Genomic DNA, 16,985 nt, shown 5'->3' with positions numbered 1-16,985 from the left:
GATCAGGGCGCCTTGGGGGCGTGCTGACGTACGCTGTCTATGACCTTGTTGTACTCGAAGTAGACGCTGAAGCCCGGATAGTCCCAGCGGGTGATCGGTGGTTGGCCAACGGCGGCGTGGCGCTTGCTGGGTTCGCCCCAGCGCGCAGTGACGCTATCAAAGGTGGCTCCGCGCTGAGGGAGCGGCGCCTGCTGGCCCCCGGCCTGCTCGCCAACGGGGATACGAAGGGTGTCTGCTTGTGCGGTGCCAGCCAGTGCCAGGCAAGCGCAAAACAGCAGTGAATAGGTGGCTTTCATCTCGGAGTTCCTTTCAGGTTGATTTGGCAGCGCGGATGTCTTGCGCCTGTTTCTGCAAAATGTGTCTTGCCAGTAGTTGGCGTTGGGCATCATTGAGCAGGTCGAAGTTCAACGCGATATGCCAGCGATCAGGGAGTCCGGTGGGCTCGCAACGCACCACGCGGGCCGGGATCGCCAAGCCCAGCGGCGCCGGCAGTAAAACCAGCCGCGCTGCGACCCAGCTGTCGACCGGGTATGCTGTGCCACTCTGAAAGTCGACACCGCCTTCGCTGAGCGTGACATTCTGGGGCTCGCCCAGATCGTCGCCGAGCTCAAGGGCCAGCGTTTTGCCGAGCAGGTCGATGCGTTTGTTGATGATTTTCAGGTATTGAGCCATGGCTCGGTCGCGTTCGCTGATCTGACGTAGCAGGTGCTGCGACTCGTAGTCGAGCATGTGCAGATCAGCGAGCAGGTTGAACAGTGCGCTCTGGCGTGAGCCTAAATCTTCGTCAGGGCCTGCTATAGGCTTGCAGTCCAGGTGAATTTGATCCTGAATGCGGAAGAACTCGCGGCTATCTTCATGGTCTGTGTGCATGGCGATTCTCTTTTCGCGCCGCTGGCAGGCGCTGACCAGGCTGTGATGTTCAGTGTAACATGTCGCTCAAAATTCACCGGCTGCGGCCGGAGCATAAGGTAACCGGCTTTTCATGTTCAGACCTTTACCCTTTTTTATTGGCCTGCGCTACACCCGCGCCAAGCGGCGCAACCATTTCATTTCTTTCATTTCGCTGATCTCCATGTTGGGGCTGACGCTGGGTGTCATGGTCATGATTTTGGTGCTGTCAGTCATGAACGGCTTCGATCGTGAGCTGCGCACGCGGATTCTCGGGATGGTGCCGCACGCGACCATCAACGGTTACCAGCCGATCAGTGATTGGCGTTCGCTGGCAGAGCGCTTCGAGCAGAACCCCAAGGTTGTTGGCACCGCTCCGTTCATTCAGCTGCAAGGCATGTTGACGCATAACGGCAGCGTTGCGCCGGTACTGGTTAACGGTATCGAGCCGCAGGCGGAGAAGCGCGTGTCGATTTTGGAAAATCACATGCAGTCGGGCTCGTTGGATAATCTGGCGGCCGGCGAGTTTGGCATCGTCATTGGAGAGCTTATTGCCAAGCGTTTCAACGTGGCGGTAGGCGATAAACTTACGTTCGTGCTGCCGGAAGCCTCGGTTACGCCGGCAGGCGTCTTTCCGCGTCTTAAGCGTTTCACGGTGACTGGTGTCTTTAAGGTGGGCGCTGAGTTGGATGCGTCATTGGCTATGATTCACGTCGATGACGCAGCGCGTCTCAGTCGTTGGGAGCCGGGGCAGGTCCAAGGCGTGCGGCTCAAGTTGAAGAACCTGTTTGAGGCCCCTCAGGTCGCCTGGGATCTGGTGCGTGAGCTACCGGGCGACTACTACGCCCAGGACTGGACCCGCACCCACGGTAACCTCTTCGCTGCGATCAAGATGGAGAAGACCATGATTGGTCTGCTACTGATGCTGATCGTTGCGGTCGCCGCCTTCAACATCATTTCGACGCTGGTGATGGTGGTAACCGACAAAAAGGCTGATATCGCCATTCTGCGCACGTTGGGCGCCACGCCTGGGGCGATAATGGGGATTTTCATGGTCCAGGGCTCGTTGATCGGCGTCGTCGGCACGCTTAGCGGCGGTGTTTTGGGTGTGCTGGCTGCGCTGAACGTCTCCGACATGGTGGCCTGGCTGGAGCGTGTGCTGGGTATTCAGTTCCTTAGTTCGGACGTCTATTTCATCAGTTACCTGCCGTCCCAGTTGATCTGGAGTGATGTGGTGGTTATCTGCGTTACTGCGCTGAGTCTCAGCTTTCTTGCCACTCTGTATCCCGCTTGGCGGGCGTCACGAACCGAGCCTGCGGAGGCGCTGCGCTATGACTGATCTCGTTCTTGAGTGCCGTAACCTGTGCAAGGATTACGCGGTAGGGCCGCAGAATTTGCGGGTGCTGAACAATGTCGAATTGCATCTGCAGCGCGGTGAGCGAGTCGCCATCGTTGGCAGTTCCGGGTCAGGTAAAACGACCTTGCTGAACATGCTTGGAGGGCTGGACACGCCGACCTCCGGCGAGGTGAGACTGGCCGGGCGCCAGCTGTCGGCGCTGAAGGAAGTGGAGCGCGGCCGGCTGCGGAACGAAGAGCTGGGGTTCGTTTATCAATTCCATCATCTGCTGCCGGAATTCAGCGCGTTGGAAAACGTTTGCATGCCGTTGCTGATTGGTCGCACACCGATCGCTGAGGCACGTGAACGGGCCATTGCCATGCTGGAGCGCGTTGGGCTGGGTAAGCGAATCGGTCACAAGCCGGCAGAGCTGTCTGGCGGCGAGCGGCAAAGGGTGGCCATTGCCCGCGCACTGATTAATCAGCCGGCCTGCGTACTGCTGGATGAGCCGACTGGTAACCTTGATCAGGATACGGCGGAAAGTGTTCAACAGCTCATGCTGGAGCTAAGTCAGACCCTGAAAACCGCATTTTTGGTAGTAACCCACGATCTTGCGCTAGCGGCTCAAATGGACCGCACTCTCACTCTGCGTCAGGGGCAATTGCTGTCTGCCTGACGTTTCACTCCGGTGACTGGCGACGACGTCGCAATTTGCGTCGTTGCCAGTTGCGTGACACCCACATCCGCCAATACAAGAGCGTCAGCACATAGCCCAGTGCGGCGACTATCGTCCCGACCACCAGAGAACCCAGCAGCAGCGGCTGCCAGATGTGGTGCAGCTCTGCCATCAACCAGGTCACTGACAGTTCCATCGGCATACTGCGCTCTGATGTGCCAAGCAGCAGCACGCCCACCTGATACTGGGCGAAGAAAATAGGTGGCATGGTAACGGGGTTCGTCAGCCAGACCAGGCTGACAGAAATCGGTAGATTGGAGCGCACCAGAATTGCGATTGCTGCGGCAACGGCCATCTGCAGTGGTATTGGCATCAGTGCAACGAACAGGCCGACGGCCATGGCGCGCGAGACGCTATGTCGATTGAGATGCCACAGATTCGGATCATGCAGCAGGTTGCCCATGAACTGCAGGGACTTGCTGCCCTTGATCCGGTCCGGATGGGGCATCATGCGTTTGAGTAAGCGGCGCGGCATCGCTGGGTTCGGTTTAGCTGGCGTGCGCCAATTATGCATGGATTGTCAGGCGGGCACTACTGCCTGACAGCTAAAGGAAAACAGGATGTTTTCGTGAGTGATGTGCGTCTGCTGCTGCTTTGTCTGCTGGCAGGAATGCTGTGTCCGCTGCTGCTCGAGGTGCTACCGCCTTGGTCGCCTTTTGCCTTTGGTGCTGTCGTGCTCGGCGTGATGTGTCGTCGTCGCACGCTGCCTTGTCTACCGGCCCTGCTGCTGTTCAGTTGCTCGCTCTCTTGGTCGCTTTACTTCCATCAAGGTGCCCTTGAATCTCGCCTGCCGCAGGCGCTGGATAACCAGTTAGTAAAGATCGAGGGCCGGATTGATTCGCTGCCGACGCAGACAGCAACCGGTTGGCGCTTCGTGCTGCAGGATGTGCATGATGATAAGGGACGGCTGTTACCTGATATGCGACTGCACTGGTGGGGTGGTGATGCAGTGGCAGCAGGGGAGGTCTGGCTGTTTGATGCACGCCTCCGGCGGCCCAGGGGAATGCGTAACCCTAGGGCCTTTGACTACGAATCATGGCTGTATGCGCAGGGCATCGGTGCGGTCGGTAGTGTTAAGCAGGGAGAGCGTATATCCGCTGCCCCTGCACTCGGGCAGTGGCGTGATTGGGTACAGCGAGAGCTGGCTAAGTCACTGTCGGACGTTCAGGGTGGGACACGGTTGCTGGCTTTGCTGACCGGTGATCGGCAGGCGCTCGCCCCGACCGACTGGGATCGTCTGCAGTCGACCGGAACAACGCACTTGCTGGTTATTTCTGGATTGCACATTGGCATGCTGGCGGCAGCGGTCTTCCTGCTCGCTGGGTTGGTGTTGCGTATGGTGCCAACAGGCTGGTCGCGGCCGCAGCTGTGGTTGAGCGCGCCTGTCGCTTTGCTCGCTGCTACGGGCTATGCGGGGCTCGCCGGAATGGGGGTGCCGGTGCAGCGTGCACTACTGATGTGTTTGCTGGTGCTGTTGCTCAAACTGTGGCGGCGGCGCTTACCTGCCGTTGATCTGTGGTTGGCCGCGATGGTCATTGTCACTGCGATCAATCCTGCGGCGCCGTTGCGAGCGGGCTACTGGTTGTCGTTCATGGCGGTGGGGTTGTTGTTACTAGGGATGGGCGGGCGCTTGCACGCACGCAGCCTATGGTGGCGCTGGGGCAGGGCGCAGTGGGTTGCGTTTATCGGCCTGTGGCCGTTTCTGCTGTTGTGGGGATTGCCCGCTAGCGGGGTGGCGATGCTGGTTAACCTGCTGGCAATTCCTTGGGTAAGTCTGTTTGTTGTCCCTGCGGCGCTGTTTGGGGCCGCGTTGCAGCTTATGGCGGGGTTGGATGGCCCGCTCCTGCTGGCTGCCCATTTGCTGAATCTCCTGCTGCTGGCACTGGGCTGGGTAGCGGAGTGGGCGGACGTGCTAAGGATACCGTTTCCGGGCTGGGTTGCTTGGTTGATTGCGATGGCTGGAGTCGTTGCCTGGCTGTTACCGGTTGCCCTGTTGCGCCCGCTGGCGCTGTTATGTCTGTTGCCGTTGATCCTGCCCGAGCAGCAACGACCTGAGCCGGGTGAGGCTCGTATTGTCATCCTGGATGTGGGGCAGGGACTTTCGGTGCTGGTGCAGACCGCCAATCATGATCTGCTTTACGATGCAGGTGCGCGCCTAGCCAGCGGCTTTGACCTTGGGGAGGCTGTCGTGGGGCCTGCGCTACTCAGCTTTGGTCTGGGTAAGCTGGACCTGTTGCTGCTCAGTCACGCCGACACAGATCATGCTGGGGGCGCTATGGCGTTGGCTCGGTTGGTCCCGCCGAGGCGTATTGTCAGCGGCGAGGCGGATCGCTTGCCCGACGGGCTGTCTGCTGAAGCCTGTCGTTCGGGGGAAGAGTGGTTATGGGACGGCGTGCGCTTTCGTCTGTTACAGGCCCGGTCCACTGGTGAGGATGGTAATGCCCGCTCCTGCGTGCTGCAGATCTCGGCTGGTACCCGCTCAGCGTTGCTGCCTGGCGATATCAGTAAGGCTGACGAGTCACTGTTGCTGGGGCAACTTGCGCCATCCGAGGTTGTGCTGGCGCCACATCATGGCAGTCGCAGCTCTTCCAGCTATGCGTTCATTCGGCGCGTGAGTCCTGAGTGGGTGGTATTCAGCGCTGGCTTCCACAATGCCTTCAATCACCCCCATCCGCAGGTTGTGGAGCGGTACCGCGAATTGGGCAGCGAAGCGATTTATACTGGCGGTTCCGGGGCGGTCAGCTTTATTCTGAGCCCCGTCCGGCCGGTTGTTCCGGAGTGGCGTTGGCGCGATGCGGCAAGGCGCTTCTGGCACGAATAACAAGCAGTTGTGCGTTGGTTTTGCGGGCCTTGGAGCCGGCACGCTGTGCTAGAGTAGGCAACGTTTTTGGGGGAGGGATCGCTTGTGTGGGAATTGATCAGTTCTGGCGGATGGTTGATGTTGCCCATCATCCTGTCGTCAGTCATCGCATTGGCCATCGTAATTGAGCGTCTGTGGGCGTTGCGCAGCGGTAGGGTCGCGCCTGCCAACCTGCTTGGCCAAGTCTGGCGGTGGGTCAAGGATGGTCAACTGGATGCGGCAAAACTGAAGGCGTTGCGTGCCGACTCGCCACTGGGCGAGATTCTGGCTGCGGGCCTGGCCAATTCGCGCCACGGGCGCGAGATTATGAAAGAGTGTATTCAGGAGGCCGCCGGCAAGGTGGTCCACGAGCTTGAGCGCTACCTCAATACGCTGGGTACCATTGCTGCGATTACGCCGCTGCTGGGTTTGCTGGGCACCGTAATCGGCATGATCGACGTGTTCAGCGCGATCATGATCCAGGGCACCGGTAACACAGGGGTGCTGGCTGGTGGTATCTCCAAGGCCTTGATCACAACTGCGGCTGGTTTGACCGTCGCCATTCCTGCGGTGTTCTTCCACCGTTTCTTTGTGCGCCGTGTCGATGAGCTGGTGGTCGCCATGGAGCAGGAAGCGACCAAGCTGGTAGAGGTCATGCAGGGTAACCGTGAGGTCGACTTTAACGGCAACGGCAACGGCAACGGCAACGGCAACGGTCGCAAAGCTGCGGTCGGCGGCAAGGGGGCCTGAGCGTGAACTTTCGTCGGCAGAAAATAGAAGAGGTCAGCGTCAACCTGACCCCGCTGATCGACGTCGTGTTCCTGCTGCTGATCTTTTTCATGGTGTCGACCACCTTCACCCGTGAAACCCAGCTCAAGCTGGATCTGCCTGAGGCGGTGTCGGGTGAGCGGGTGGAAGACCGTACGGTCACGCAACTGGAACTGACCATCAATGCGTCAGGTGAGATGGCATTGAATGATCGCACTCTGATTGCTTCGGATCTCAAAACTCTTATGGCCGCGCTGCAAAAAGAGTCCGGTGGGGACAATCAGTTGCCGTTGGTGATTACCGCCGATGGTCAGACACCTCATCAGTTTGTGATCACGGCAATGGATGCGGCAGGGCAGCTCGGCTTCAATCGCTTGCGTCTGACAACCAGCGAAATTGAGGCGGACGCAGGTAAGTGAGCAGTCAGTCGCTTGAGCAGCGGCTGCTGCGGGCTTGGTACGGCAAGGCTGCCTGGCTTTGGTTGCTGCGCCCCTTGTCTGCTTTGTATTGCCGAGTTGCGGCGCGTCGCCGCCACGCTTATCTGAGTGGTGAGCGTGACCAGTGGCAGCCGCCTGTGCCGCTGATCGTAGTGGGCAATATCACCGTTGGCGGCACCGGCAAAACGCCGATGGTGCTCTGGTTGATCGAATTTTTGCGTGCGCAGGGCTACCGTGTCGGCGTTATCAGTCGTGGCTACGGGGCCAAGCCGCCGCATTTTCCCTGGATGGTATCGGCGACGGACGACCCCGCTGTTTGCGGTGATGAGCCGTCTCTGCTGGTGCGTCGCTGTGGTGTTCCACTGGTTATTGATCCCGATCGTCCCGCGGCGGCGAGGCATCTGCTTGCTTCGGCTGATGTTGATCTGATCATCAGTGATGATGGTCTTCAGCACTATGCGTTGGGGCGCACTGTTGAGCTGGTGATGCTGGACCACGAGCGCGGACTCGGTAACGCGCGCTGCCTGCCAGAGGGCCCGCTGCGAGAGCCGGCTGAACGGCTGGAGTCGGTTGATTTGGTGGTTAGAAATGGTGCCCCCGGTGACTCCTCCAACGGCTTCTCTATGCAGTTGTTGCCGCAGACGCTGATCAACCTTGCAACCGGCGAGCGGATTGCGGCGGTGCGCTGGCCCGGTCCACGTCAGGTGACGGCGATGGCAGGTATTGGCAATCCACAGCGGTTCTTTCGCACCCTAGAATCCCTTGCCTTCACGTTTGATACCCGCATTTTTCCCGATCACGCGCACTACGACGCGTCCATACTGGAGTCGTTGCCGGGCGATCGTCCGGTGCTTATGACCGAGAAGGACGCAGTAAAGTGCGCGGGGCTGGCGCAAGTTAACTGGTGGTACCTCAGTGTTGAGGCGCACCTGAGTGAGACTTTTGAGGCGGCGCTGCTGAATTTGTTGTCGGTGCCTCATTCCGAAAAAATAGAGCAGGAGTAACTGATGGATCCTAAATTGCTGGATGTGCTCGCCTGCCCCCTGTGCAAGGGGCCGCTGGTGCTGAGTAGCGACAAGCAGGAGTTGTGGTGTCGTGCTGATGGTCTGGCGTTTCCGGTGCGTGACGGTATTCCGGTGATGCTGGAAACCGAAGCGCGCGCGCTGGATGCTGACGAAAAGCTGGGTGACTGAGCATGTTTCACGTCATTATTCCCGCTCGCTATGCCTCCACCCGTCTGCCAGGTAAGCCTTTGCAGCTGATCGATGGCAAGCCTATGGTTCAGCACGTATGGCAGCAGGCCTGCAAGAGCGGTGCGGCGTCGGTCATTGTCGCGACTGATGATCAACGCATCATGGACGCCTGTGCCGCCTTCGGAGCCAAGGCGATCATGACCCGCGCTGATCATCCGACCGGTACTGATCGGCTGCAGGAAGTGGTCAGCCAGCTGGGGCTGCCGGACGATGCCTGTGTGGTTAACGTCCAGGGTGACGAGCCGATGATTCCTCCGGCTGTGATCGATCAGGTCGCTGCCAACCTGATCGCGGCGCAAGAGGCCGGTATCGCGACGCTGGCGGAGCCGATTCACGACAGCGAAACGCTGTTCAATCCCAATGCAGTGAAAGTGGTCTGTGATCATCAGGGATATGCACTGTACTTCAGTCGTGCGCCCATGCCCTGGTGTCGTGATCAGTTCGCCAGCGGTCCGGCTGAACTGCCGGAGGGTATTCCATTCCGACGTCACGTCGGTATTTATGCCTACAAAGTCAGTTTCCTGCACGCGTATGTCGGCTGGCCCGCCAGTCCGCTGGAGACGGCTGAGTCGCTGGAGCAGTTGCGAGCACTCTGGTTCGGTACTCGTATTCATGTTGCCGATGCCTGTGAAATGCTGCCGGCCGGCGTCGATACCGCTGAAGATCTTGAGCGCGTGCGGAAGTTGTTGGGGCAGGCATGATGCGCGTTCTTTTTGTTTGCCTGGGCAACATTTGTCGCTCGCCCACTGCGCAGGGGGTGTTTGAGTCAATGCTCGTTGAGCGTGGCTTGCAGGCGCAGTTCGAGGTCGACTCCGCCGGAACTGGCGGCTACCACGCCGGGGAGGCGCCAGACCGGCGCGCGCAGGCAGCAGCTCGCCGCCGTGGCTATGATCTCAGCGCGCAGCGTGCTCGCGCGGTGCGCTCGGCAGACTTTCAAGAGTTTGACCTGATCTTGGCGATGGATCGGAGCAACCTGGAAAACTTGTTGCGGGTGGCACCGAGCAATTGCGCAGCGCAGATTCGACTATTCATGAGCTATGCGCCGTCTTGGCCGGCGGAAGTGCCGGACCCATATTTTGGTGGTGACCAGGGGTTTGAGCAGGTGCTCGACATGCTGGAGGCGGCATCTGCTGCGTTGTTGGACGAGGTGGCGCGTTGATGCTGGCGCTGGAGTCTGACGCTGATCTGCAGCCGTTTAATAGCATGGCCATCAGTGAGCGTGCAGAGCGCTTGGTGCGGGTGGAGTCTGATGCCCAGCTGCGTGAGGCGCTGGCACTGGCTGATGCTCACGGTTGGCCTGTTACCTTGTTGGGCGGCGGTAGCAACGTCGTGTTGGCAGGGCCGGTCCCAGGTCTGGTGTTGGTTATGTGCAGCCGGGGGCGACGGGTTCTGAAGCGTGACGGCGACGCCGTATTGGTCGAGGCTGAGGCCGGAGAAAACTGGCATCGTTTGGTGGGTTGGTCGTTGGATCTGGGCTTGAGTGGCCTGGAGAACCTGGCCCTGATTCCGGGGACTGTGGGGGCCGCCCCGGTACAAAACATTGGCGCCTATGGTGTTGAGGTGCGCGACCTGTTCGATAGCCTGGATGCGCTGGATCGGGAAACGGGTGAGATCCGTGGTTTCTCACTGGAGGAGTGCGAATTCGCCTATCGCGACAGCGTGTTCAAGCGCGAGGTTGGGCGTTATGTGATTCTTCGGGTTCGCTTGCGCTTGCATACCCATGCGCAGTTGCGAGTGGATTACGCGCCGCTGGCTGCAGCTTGGGCGGCGACAGGTTTGGCCCGGCCCGACGCGCGGGTTGTCGCCCAACTGGTGATGTCGATTCGTCGCAGTAAACTGCCAGACCCGTCAGTGATGCCTAATGCCGGGAGTTTTTTCAAGAACCCCTTGGTTTCTGCATCGGTGGCAAGTGCGCTGGCGGCGCAGTTTCCTTCCATGCCTCAGTTTCTGCAGACCGATGGCCAGGTGAAGCTGGCAGCGGGTTGGCTGATTGATCAGGCGGGTTGGAAGGGCTTCAGGGATGGGCCGGTCGGGGTGCATAGCGAGCAGGCGTTGGTGCTGGTGAATCCGGGTGGGGGTACTGGTGCCCAAGTGCTCGGTCTGGCGGAGAAGATCAGGCAGGATGTGCTGCAGCGCTATGGTGTGCTGCTAGAGCAGGAGCCGCCAGTGGTTGGTGGCTAGGTCGCCAATCACGAGGCACAAAAAAGGGGATGCGATGCATCCCCTTTTTTGTGGCTGACTATCAGGTCTTGTCGCCCTCGGTCAGCTCAGGCTTACGAGGGGCTTGCTCTGCGTCTGCTTGCTCCGAAGCGTCTTCTGCGGTTGCTTCGGTTTGCTCTGTTTCAGCAGTGGCTGCCGCGTCGGCACGTTCAGTCGCTTGCTCTTCAGCGGTGCTGTCGAGCAGGTCAACCTGACGTGGCTCGCTCTGTTCGGCGGGCGCTTCGACGGCCGGAGCTTGCTCGGAGATCTCTGCGACAGTCTCTGCTTGCTCTGCAGGTACTGCCTCGACGGCTTCCTCGGGCTCGGCTTGAGCGGCTTTCGCTGCCTCTGCTTCGGCCTGGCGCTTGGCCTCAAGCTGGCGCTTGCGGATCTCGCGTGGGTCGTTATAAGCGCGGCCACTCTCGGTTAGTGCAGGAATGCTGGCCTCGGTCTCGGCTGGTTGCTCCGCGACGGTTTCGGCCTTGCTCTCTTGCGCGGGTGCCTCGGCAGTGGGGGCAGCACTAACTTCGGCTTTCGCCTCGACTTCGGCTTCCGGGGCTGCTGCTTCGGTTACCTGTTCTGCAGTCTCGCCTTCTTCGGCCGCCTGCACTTCAGTGCTTTCGGTCGGTGCTTCGACTGCATCGCCTGCGGTCTCGGCTTCGACTTCTGCTTCCTTCGGCTGGGCTTGGCTGAACGCTTCGACTGCGGTTTCGATAGACGCTTCGACCTTGGTCACTGTTTCGGTCAGGCCGGCTTCGACCGGTGCCTGCACGTCAGCAACGTCAGCCTGGCTCGATTCTGCGGGCGCTTGCTCTGCCGGAGCTGCTTCTGTTTGTGCAGCTTCAGTGGCGATGGTTGCTGTTGCGGCAGCCGTTGCAGCGACCGTTTCCGCATTGCCTTCTGCTGCCGGGATATCAGTCCCTTCGCTGTTGCCATCGGCGTCGGCGGTACCTTCGGCTTGCGGGCGACGGCGGTTGTTGCGGCGACGTTGGCTGCTGCGTGAGCGGCGCTTGGGACGCTCGCCTTCGGCAACCTCGGTTTCCGAGGTGACAGCTTCGTCGGCTACATCAGCGGCGCTAACCTGCTCTTCAACCTGCTCGGCCTGCTCTGGGCGCGGCTGCTGAGGACGACGCTCGCGCTGCTCGCGTGGCTGGCGCTCCTGCGTATTTTCCTCGCGGTTGCTGCGCTGTTCAGTGTCAGCAGCAGGGGCAGCAGCCGAGCGACGGCGGCGACGTTGCTGGTTGGTGCCTTCAGTACGCGTTTCTGTGGTTTCGCTCTCAGTGCGCTCAGTGCGCTCTGCGCGTGGCTGCTGTTGCTTGCGCTCGCCGTCTTGGCGGTTGCCGCGTTCGCTGCGATCACTGCGCTCGTTACGTTCGCCGCGCTCACCGCGTTCGCTCCGCTCGCCGCGCTGGCGGCGGTTGCGGTTGTTGCGGCGCTCGTCGGCGTTACGACTGCTGCGTTCACGCTTGCGTTCGTTGCTCGGCTGCTCTTCCTGCTTGGCCGGCTCTTCCGCGGGCTGTTCGCTGGCGAACAGACCAACCAGGCTCTTGATCAAGCCCTTGAACAGGTTGGGTTGGGCTGCCTGGACGGCCTCAACGGCAGCTGGCGGGGTCGGAGCCGGACGGGCCGGGGAGAGCGCCTTGACGGCCGCTTCCTGACGGACAATGGCGCGGGTCTGGCTAACCGGGGTCGGTTCTTCGACCTCGACGGTGCTGGTGGCGTTGTAACTGGTTTCGCCGTTCAGAACGGACTCGTGGTCATCGCGCAGACGCTGAACGTCAAAGTGTGGCGTGTCCATGTGCGGGTTTGGCAGAACCAGTACACGCACGCGGGTGCGGGCTTCGGTCTTGGCCAGTACGTCGCGCTTTTCGTTCAGCAGGAAGGTGGCAACCGGCACCGGCACGTGGGCGCGGACTTCGGCGGTACGTTCCTTCAGGGCTTCTTCTTCGATCAGGCGCAGTACTGACAGCGACAGGGATTCCACGTCACGGATGGTGCCGCGGCCGTTACAACGGGGGCAGACGATGCCGCTTGTTTCGCCCAGAGACGGACGCAAGCGTTGGCGGGACATCTCCAGCAGGCCAAAGCGTGAGATGCGGCCAACCTGAACGCGGGCGCGGTCGGCCTCGAGGCTTTCGCGGACGCGTTCTTCGACAGCGCGCTGGTTCTTGGCTGGCGTCATGTCGATAAAGTCGATGACGATCAGGCCGCCGATGTCACGAAGGCGCAGTTGGCGGGCGATCTCTTCGGCCGCTTCCAGGTTGGTCTGCAGCGCGGTTTCCTCGATATCGCCACCCTTGGTTGCGCGGGCGGAGTTGATGTCGATGGAGACCAATGCTTCGGTGTGGTCGATGACGATGGAGCCGCCGGATGGCAGTTTCACTTCGCGTTCGAACGCGGTTTCGATCTGGCTTTCGATCTGGAAACGGTTGAACAGCGGAACGCTGTCTTCATACAGTTTGACCTTGCTCGCGTACTGCGGCATGACCTGGCTGATGAAGTTCAGCGCTTCTTCTTTGACTTCGGCGCTGTCGATCAGGACTTCGCCGATGTCCTGACGCAGATAGTCGCGAATGGCGCGAATAATGACGTTGCTTTCCTGGTAGATCAGGAACGGGCTCTTGCGCTCCTCAGAGGCGCCTTTGATAGCTTCCCAGAGCTGCAGGAGGTAGTCGAGGTCCCATTGCAGTTCTTCGGCGCTACGGCCCAGACCGGCTGTGCGGACGATCATGCCCATGTCGGCAGGAACGTTGAGGCTGTTCAGGGCTTCACGCAGTTCGTTGCGTTCCTCGCCTTCAATGCGACGGGAAATGCCGCCAGCGCGGGGGTTGTTCGGCATCAGCACCAGATAGCGACCGGCGAGGCTGATGAAGGTGGTCAGGGCTGCGCCCTTGTTGCCACGCTCTTCCTTGTCGACCTGGACGATAACTTCCTGGCCTTCTTTCAGAACGTCTTTGATATTGACGCGACCTTCAACTTGCTTGGAGAAGTATTCGCGGGAGATTTCCTTGAGCGGGAGAAAGCCGTGACGTTCGGAGCCGAAGTCGACAAAAGCGGCTTCCAGGCTGGGTTCGACGCGGGTAATGCGGCCTTTGTAGATGTTGGCCTTTTTTTGCTCGCGGGCGCCGGACTCGATGTCCAGATCGTAGAGGCGTTGACCATCTACCAGGGCGACACGCAACTCTTCGGGTTGAGTTGCGTTAATGAGCATTCTTTTCATGAAGTACCGTTGTGTTTCCGATGCTTTCCGGTCTACACGGTCACGGCACCTGCGACTCTATGGTTCGGTGTCAGGTGTGTTTCTGTCATCGGCACTCGGCCGAGATGCAGAGTTCACATCGTCATGTTCTGACGACAGTTCAATCTGTTACAGCTACTGCATACAGAGAAACTGCTTCTGGACTCCCGGCAGAGCGATTCTGGCGGGCGCGGCAGCGGGTGGCTGCCGGAAGGGGATCTGGGGCGTCAGCGCATTGTCTGCGGGGGCCTTCGATCCATACAGCCGTCGCACCTGGCGCGGCTGCCGGGAATCCTTGGGGAGGAATCAGCGGGATTGGGGACGGGGACACGCTATATGGCCAGTGTCTACGCTCGTCACATCATCCTGAAGCTGTGCATCTCCACCTAAACACGTACCCATCTGAATCGGGTGCCGCTCCGTTGTTGGTCGGTAGCGGGTTAATGTTCTGGCCTTCATCACGATGACCAGGGTGTAAACATAAGCCCCGTCGGCGGTCGGTGTTGCCTGCTGCGGCCGGGCTGTATGTAGTTGTTTCTGGGGTTTGGCAGGGTTGTTTGACCTGGGATCCCCGGCTGCAGAATCGGCAGCTCGCCGGACTATAGCAGCATTTTTTAAGTGCTTCAATTGAATGAAAAATTGTATGATGCGCCGATGAAAAACACCTCTCCTGAACTGCCTACCCAGGTCCAATTCGATGATATCTCCGCCGATCAGGCGGGTCAGCGCATTGATAATTATCTGATCACGCGCCTTAAGGGTGCGCCCAAAACGCTTGTCTACCGCATCCTGCGTAAGGGTGAGGTGCGAGTGAACAAGGGGCGCGTCAAGCCGGACTACCGCCTGCAGGCTGGTGATCAGCTGCGCATTCCGCCAGTGCGCCTGCCGGCGCCGAACGAGCCGGTGTTGGTCGGGCAGGGCATTCTCAATGCGCTGGAGCAGAATATTCTGTTCGAGGACAAGGGGCTTATTGTTGTTAACAAGCCTGCGGGGCTGGCTGTGCATGGCGGCAGCGGACTGCATTTTGGTGTCATTGAGGCCATGCGTCAGCTGCGCCCGGATTGTCCGCAGATGGAGTTGGTCCATCGGCTTGATCGAGACACCTCCGGTTGTCTGATGATCGCCAAAAAACGTAGTGTCCTTCGGCATCTGCACGCGGCATTGCGCGGTGATGGTGTCAATAAACGCTATTGGGCGCTGGTGCGCGGACGTTGGCCCGGATCCACCAAAAAGGTTCATGCGCCGTTGCAGAAAAACAATTTGCGCTCGGGTGAGCGGATGGTTGAAGTGGATCCGGCTGGCAAGGAGAGTCTGACCGAGTTCAAGGTGCTGCAGCGCTTTGCGGATTACGCGACGCTGGTTGAGGCAAGGCCGATTACCGGGCGCACCCATCAGATTCGGGTGCATGCCAAGTATGCGGGTCACCCCATTGGGGGCGACCCCAAGTATGGCGATGATGATTTCTCTCGTGAGTTGCGCGAGATGGGAGGCAAGAGGCTGTTCCTGCATGCGCGGTCGCTGTCTGTGGAAATGGCTGACGGTAATCTGCTTGAGGTAGAGGCCGAGCCGGGGCCGATGTGGGATGAAACGTTGCGCAGGCTGGGTAATGTCGGCGATTGATACGCTGATCTTCGACTGGGATGGCACTCTGGCTGACTCGGTCGGTCATATTGTTCGTGCCATGCAGGGCGCTTCTGAGGCGGTTGGGCTAAGCGTGCCCAGTGCGCACGCGGTGCGTGGCATTATCGGGTTGGCGTTGCCGGAAGCGGCGGCGACGCTGTTTCCGCGGGATCGGCAACTTTGGGTTGCGCTAGTCGATGCCTATCGCGACTTTTATCTGTCTGGTGAACAGGCGCCGGTCGCGCTGTTTCCGGGCGTGCGTGAGGCGCTAGATAGCTGGCGTGCTCAAGGGTTTCGTTTGGCTGTGGCGACCGGTAAAGGTCGAAACGGTTTGGTCCGTATTCTTGAGCAGCACGATATGCTCGATTACTTCGATGCAACGCGCTGCGCAGACGAGGCGGTGAGTAAGCCGGATCCCGCCATGCTGTATCAGCTGCTGGATGAGTTGGGGGCTTCCTCGTCCACTGCGTTGATGGTGGGTGATAGCGGGTTTGATATTCAGATGGCGCATAACGCTGGGATGTGTGCGTTGGCCGTCAGTTACGGCGCGCAGTCGAGAGAGCAGTTGCTTGCCTTTGGGCCTATGGACTGTATTGATGTGTTCGCTGAAATGCCGGTCTGGCTGCAGGCTAATCGAGTCGTTGCTGGGCACAATATGATTGAGAGGGTGTAATGGATCGGGATCGCTGGACTGAGGGTGAAATGGTGTCCGCTGCTGGTTCGCGAGGCGCTGATGAGGATGCGAAAGCCTGGAAGTTGCTGGAAAAGACGCTGACTGCGTCTCTCCAAGAGCAGCGTCGCTCTCGGCGCTGGGGGATCTTCTTCAAGTTGCTGACGTTTACCTATCTGTTTGTTGCGCTGTTGCTGATATCGCCGCTGGGCAAGATTGGGTCCGCTGCGGCAGTGGGGCCGCATACTGCAGTAATTGAGGTGCGCGGGGTGATTGCTGATCAGGAAGATGCCAGTGCGGACAATCTGGTTGGGGCACTGCGCGAGGCCTTTGAGGACGAGAACACCAAAGGAATCGTTCTGCGCATCAATAGCCCGGGCGGGAGCCCGGTGCAGTCCGGCTACGTTTACGACGAGATCAAGCGGCTGCGCGCGCTGCATTCCGATGTAAAGGTGTATGCGGTAATCACGGATATTGGTGCTTCCGGCGCCTATTACATCGCCTCGGCTGCGGATGAAATCTATGCCGATAAGGCAAGCCTGGTTGGCTCCATTGGCGTGACTGCTGCAGGTTTCGGCTTTGTTGGTGCGATGGATAAGTTGGGTGTGGAGCGGCGCACCTATACAGCTGGCGAGCACAAGGCGTTTTTGGATCCCTTCCAGCCCGAAAAGGCGGATGAGCGCGCATTCTGGCAGCAGCTGCTCAATACGACCCACGAACAGTTTATTCGCAGCGTGCGAGAGGGGCGCGGTGATCGCCTGAAAGAGACCCCGGACATGTTCAGTGGTCTGGTTTGGTCGGGGGAGCAGGCGTTGGAGCTTGGTCTGGTCGATGGGTTGTCGAGCACTTCTGCTGTTGCGCGTGACGTCATCGGTGCAGCAGAGCTGGTCGACTTCACTCGTCAGGAGTCGCCACTGCAGCGCTTTACTCGTCAGCTGGGCGCCAGTGCCGGTGCGGAGCTGGCGACGCGACTTGGTTTAGAGGGGCCGGTATTGCGCTGA

The 16,985-nt window shown here is 59.8% G+C and carries 17 protein-coding genes; 13 read left to right on the top strand and 4 right to left on the bottom strand.

The window, feature by feature from the left end; all coding sequences use genetic code 11:
• Positions 1-2 precede the first annotated feature (2 nt).
• Together AAFM31_RS00615 and AAFM31_RS00610 are read right to left on the bottom strand one after the other, a co-directional pair.
• A complete protein-coding gene (locus tag AAFM31_RS00615) occupies positions 3-296 on the bottom strand; it encodes a phosphodiesterase (protein WP_341705958.1) in 294 nt (97 codons plus the stop codon).
• A gap of 13 nt (positions 297-309) precedes the next feature.
• Positions 310-870, bottom strand: coding sequence for a PilZ domain-containing protein (locus tag AAFM31_RS00610; protein ID WP_341705957.1), 561 nt, complete (start codon positions 868-870; stop codon positions 310-312).
• Positions 871-982: 112 nt separating this feature from the next.
• Here AAFM31_RS00610 and AAFM31_RS00605 point away from each other — a divergent pair, with 112 nt between their 5' ends.
• Entirely contained in the window at positions 983-2,227 is a 1,245-nt protein-coding gene (locus tag AAFM31_RS00605) for a lipoprotein-releasing ABC transporter permease subunit (protein WP_341705956.1), read from the top strand.
• Positions 2,220-2,900, top strand: a complete 681-nt coding sequence (gene lolD / locus AAFM31_RS00600; RefSeq protein ID WP_341705955.1) for a lipoprotein-releasing ABC transporter ATP-binding protein LolD — start codon at positions 2,220-2,222, stop codon at positions 2,898-2,900. Before AAFM31_RS00605 ends, lolD begins: the two co-directional genes overlap by 8 nt.
• A 4-nt stretch (positions 2,901-2,904) precedes the next feature.
• On the opposite strand, the gene AAFM31_RS00595 is transcribed toward lolD, so the two are convergent.
• On the bottom strand, positions 2,905-3,435 hold the full coding sequence (locus AAFM31_RS00595) for a DUF2062 domain-containing protein (protein WP_341705954.1): 531 nt from the start codon (positions 3,433-3,435) through the stop codon (positions 2,905-2,907).
• A 93-nt stretch (positions 3,436-3,528) separates the two neighbouring features.
• Here AAFM31_RS00595 and AAFM31_RS00590 point away from each other — a divergent pair, with 93 nt between their 5' ends.
• From AAFM31_RS00590 to murB, 8 genes are all read left to right on the top strand, one after another.
• The gene (locus AAFM31_RS00590; RefSeq protein WP_341705953.1) at positions 3,529-5,781 is read left to right on the top strand and encodes a DNA internalization-related competence protein ComEC/Rec2; all 2,253 of its coding nucleotides are present in this window, start codon (positions 3,529-3,531) and stop codon (positions 5,779-5,781) included.
• Between the two features lie 84 nt (positions 5,782-5,865).
• Positions 5,866-6,549, top strand: coding sequence for a MotA/TolQ/ExbB proton channel family protein (locus AAFM31_RS00585; protein WP_341705952.1), 684 nt, complete (start codon positions 5,866-5,868; stop codon positions 6,547-6,549).
• 2 nt (positions 6,550-6,551) lie between these two features.
• The gene (locus AAFM31_RS00580) at positions 6,552-6,986 is read left to right on the top strand and encodes a biopolymer transporter ExbD (protein ID WP_341705951.1); all 435 of its coding nucleotides are present in this window, start codon (positions 6,552-6,554) and stop codon (positions 6,984-6,986) included.
• Positions 6,983-8,008: a tetraacyldisaccharide 4'-kinase gene (gene lpxK / locus AAFM31_RS00575; protein ID WP_341705950.1), complete on the top strand. Its 1,026-nt coding sequence runs from the start codon at positions 6,983-6,985 to the stop codon at positions 8,006-8,008. The genes AAFM31_RS00580 and lpxK overlap by 4 nt, the downstream gene beginning before the upstream one ends.
• Positions 8,009-8,011: 3 nt before the next feature.
• Positions 8,012-8,197 carry a Trm112 family protein gene (locus tag AAFM31_RS00570; protein WP_341705949.1) on the top strand — a complete coding sequence of 62 codons (186 nt, stop codon included), beginning with the start codon at positions 8,012-8,014 and terminating at the stop codon, positions 8,195-8,197.
• Between the two features lie 2 nt (positions 8,198-8,199).
• Entirely contained in the window at positions 8,200-8,958 is a 759-nt protein-coding gene (gene kdsB, locus AAFM31_RS00565) for a 3-deoxy-manno-octulosonate cytidylyltransferase (protein WP_371832989.1), read from the top strand.
• Entirely contained in the window at positions 8,958-9,416 is a 459-nt protein-coding gene (locus AAFM31_RS00560) for a low molecular weight protein-tyrosine-phosphatase (RefSeq protein WP_341706136.1), read from the top strand. Before kdsB ends, AAFM31_RS00560 begins: the two co-directional genes overlap by 1 nt.
• A complete protein-coding gene (gene murB / locus AAFM31_RS00555; RefSeq protein WP_341705948.1) occupies positions 9,413-10,438 on the top strand; it encodes a UDP-N-acetylmuramate dehydrogenase in 1,026 nt (341 codons plus the stop codon). The genes AAFM31_RS00560 and murB overlap by 4 nt, the downstream gene beginning before the upstream one ends.
• Before the next feature lie 61 nt (positions 10,439-10,499).
• On the opposite strand, the gene rne is transcribed toward murB, so the two are convergent.
• Positions 10,500-13,676 (bottom strand): ribonuclease E, encoded by a 3,177-nt coding sequence (gene rne / locus AAFM31_RS00550; protein ID WP_341705947.1) that lies wholly within the window; start codon positions 13,674-13,676, stop codon positions 10,500-10,502.
• A gap of 672 nt (positions 13,677-14,348) precedes the next feature.
• Here rne and rluC point away from each other — a divergent pair.
• From rluC to sppA, 3 genes are read left to right on the top strand one after another with little or no spacing between them, the layout of a single operon-like run.
• Positions 14,349-15,314, top strand: coding sequence for a 23S rRNA pseudouridine(955/2504/2580) synthase RluC (gene rluC, locus AAFM31_RS00545; protein ID WP_341705946.1), 966 nt, complete (start codon positions 14,349-14,351; stop codon positions 15,312-15,314).
• Positions 15,301-15,987, top strand: a complete 687-nt coding sequence (locus tag AAFM31_RS00540; protein WP_341705945.1) for an HAD-IA family hydrolase — start codon at positions 15,301-15,303, stop codon at positions 15,985-15,987. The genes rluC and AAFM31_RS00540 overlap by 14 nt, the downstream gene beginning before the upstream one ends.
• A gap of 29 nt (positions 15,988-16,016) precedes the next feature.
• The gene (gene sppA / locus AAFM31_RS00535; protein WP_341706135.1) at positions 16,017-16,985 is read left to right on the top strand and encodes a signal peptide peptidase SppA; all 969 of its coding nucleotides are present in this window, start codon (positions 16,017-16,019) and stop codon (positions 16,983-16,985) included.

Origin of the sequence: Halopseudomonas sp. (assembly GCF_038130085.1) — a bacterium.
In the GTDB taxonomy this organism is placed as follows: Bacteria; Pseudomonadota; Gammaproteobacteria; order Pseudomonadales; family Pseudomonadaceae; genus Halopseudomonas.
The sequence above is the reverse complement of the archived record's forward strand: the minus strand, read 5'-3'. Positions and strand labels throughout refer to the sequence as shown.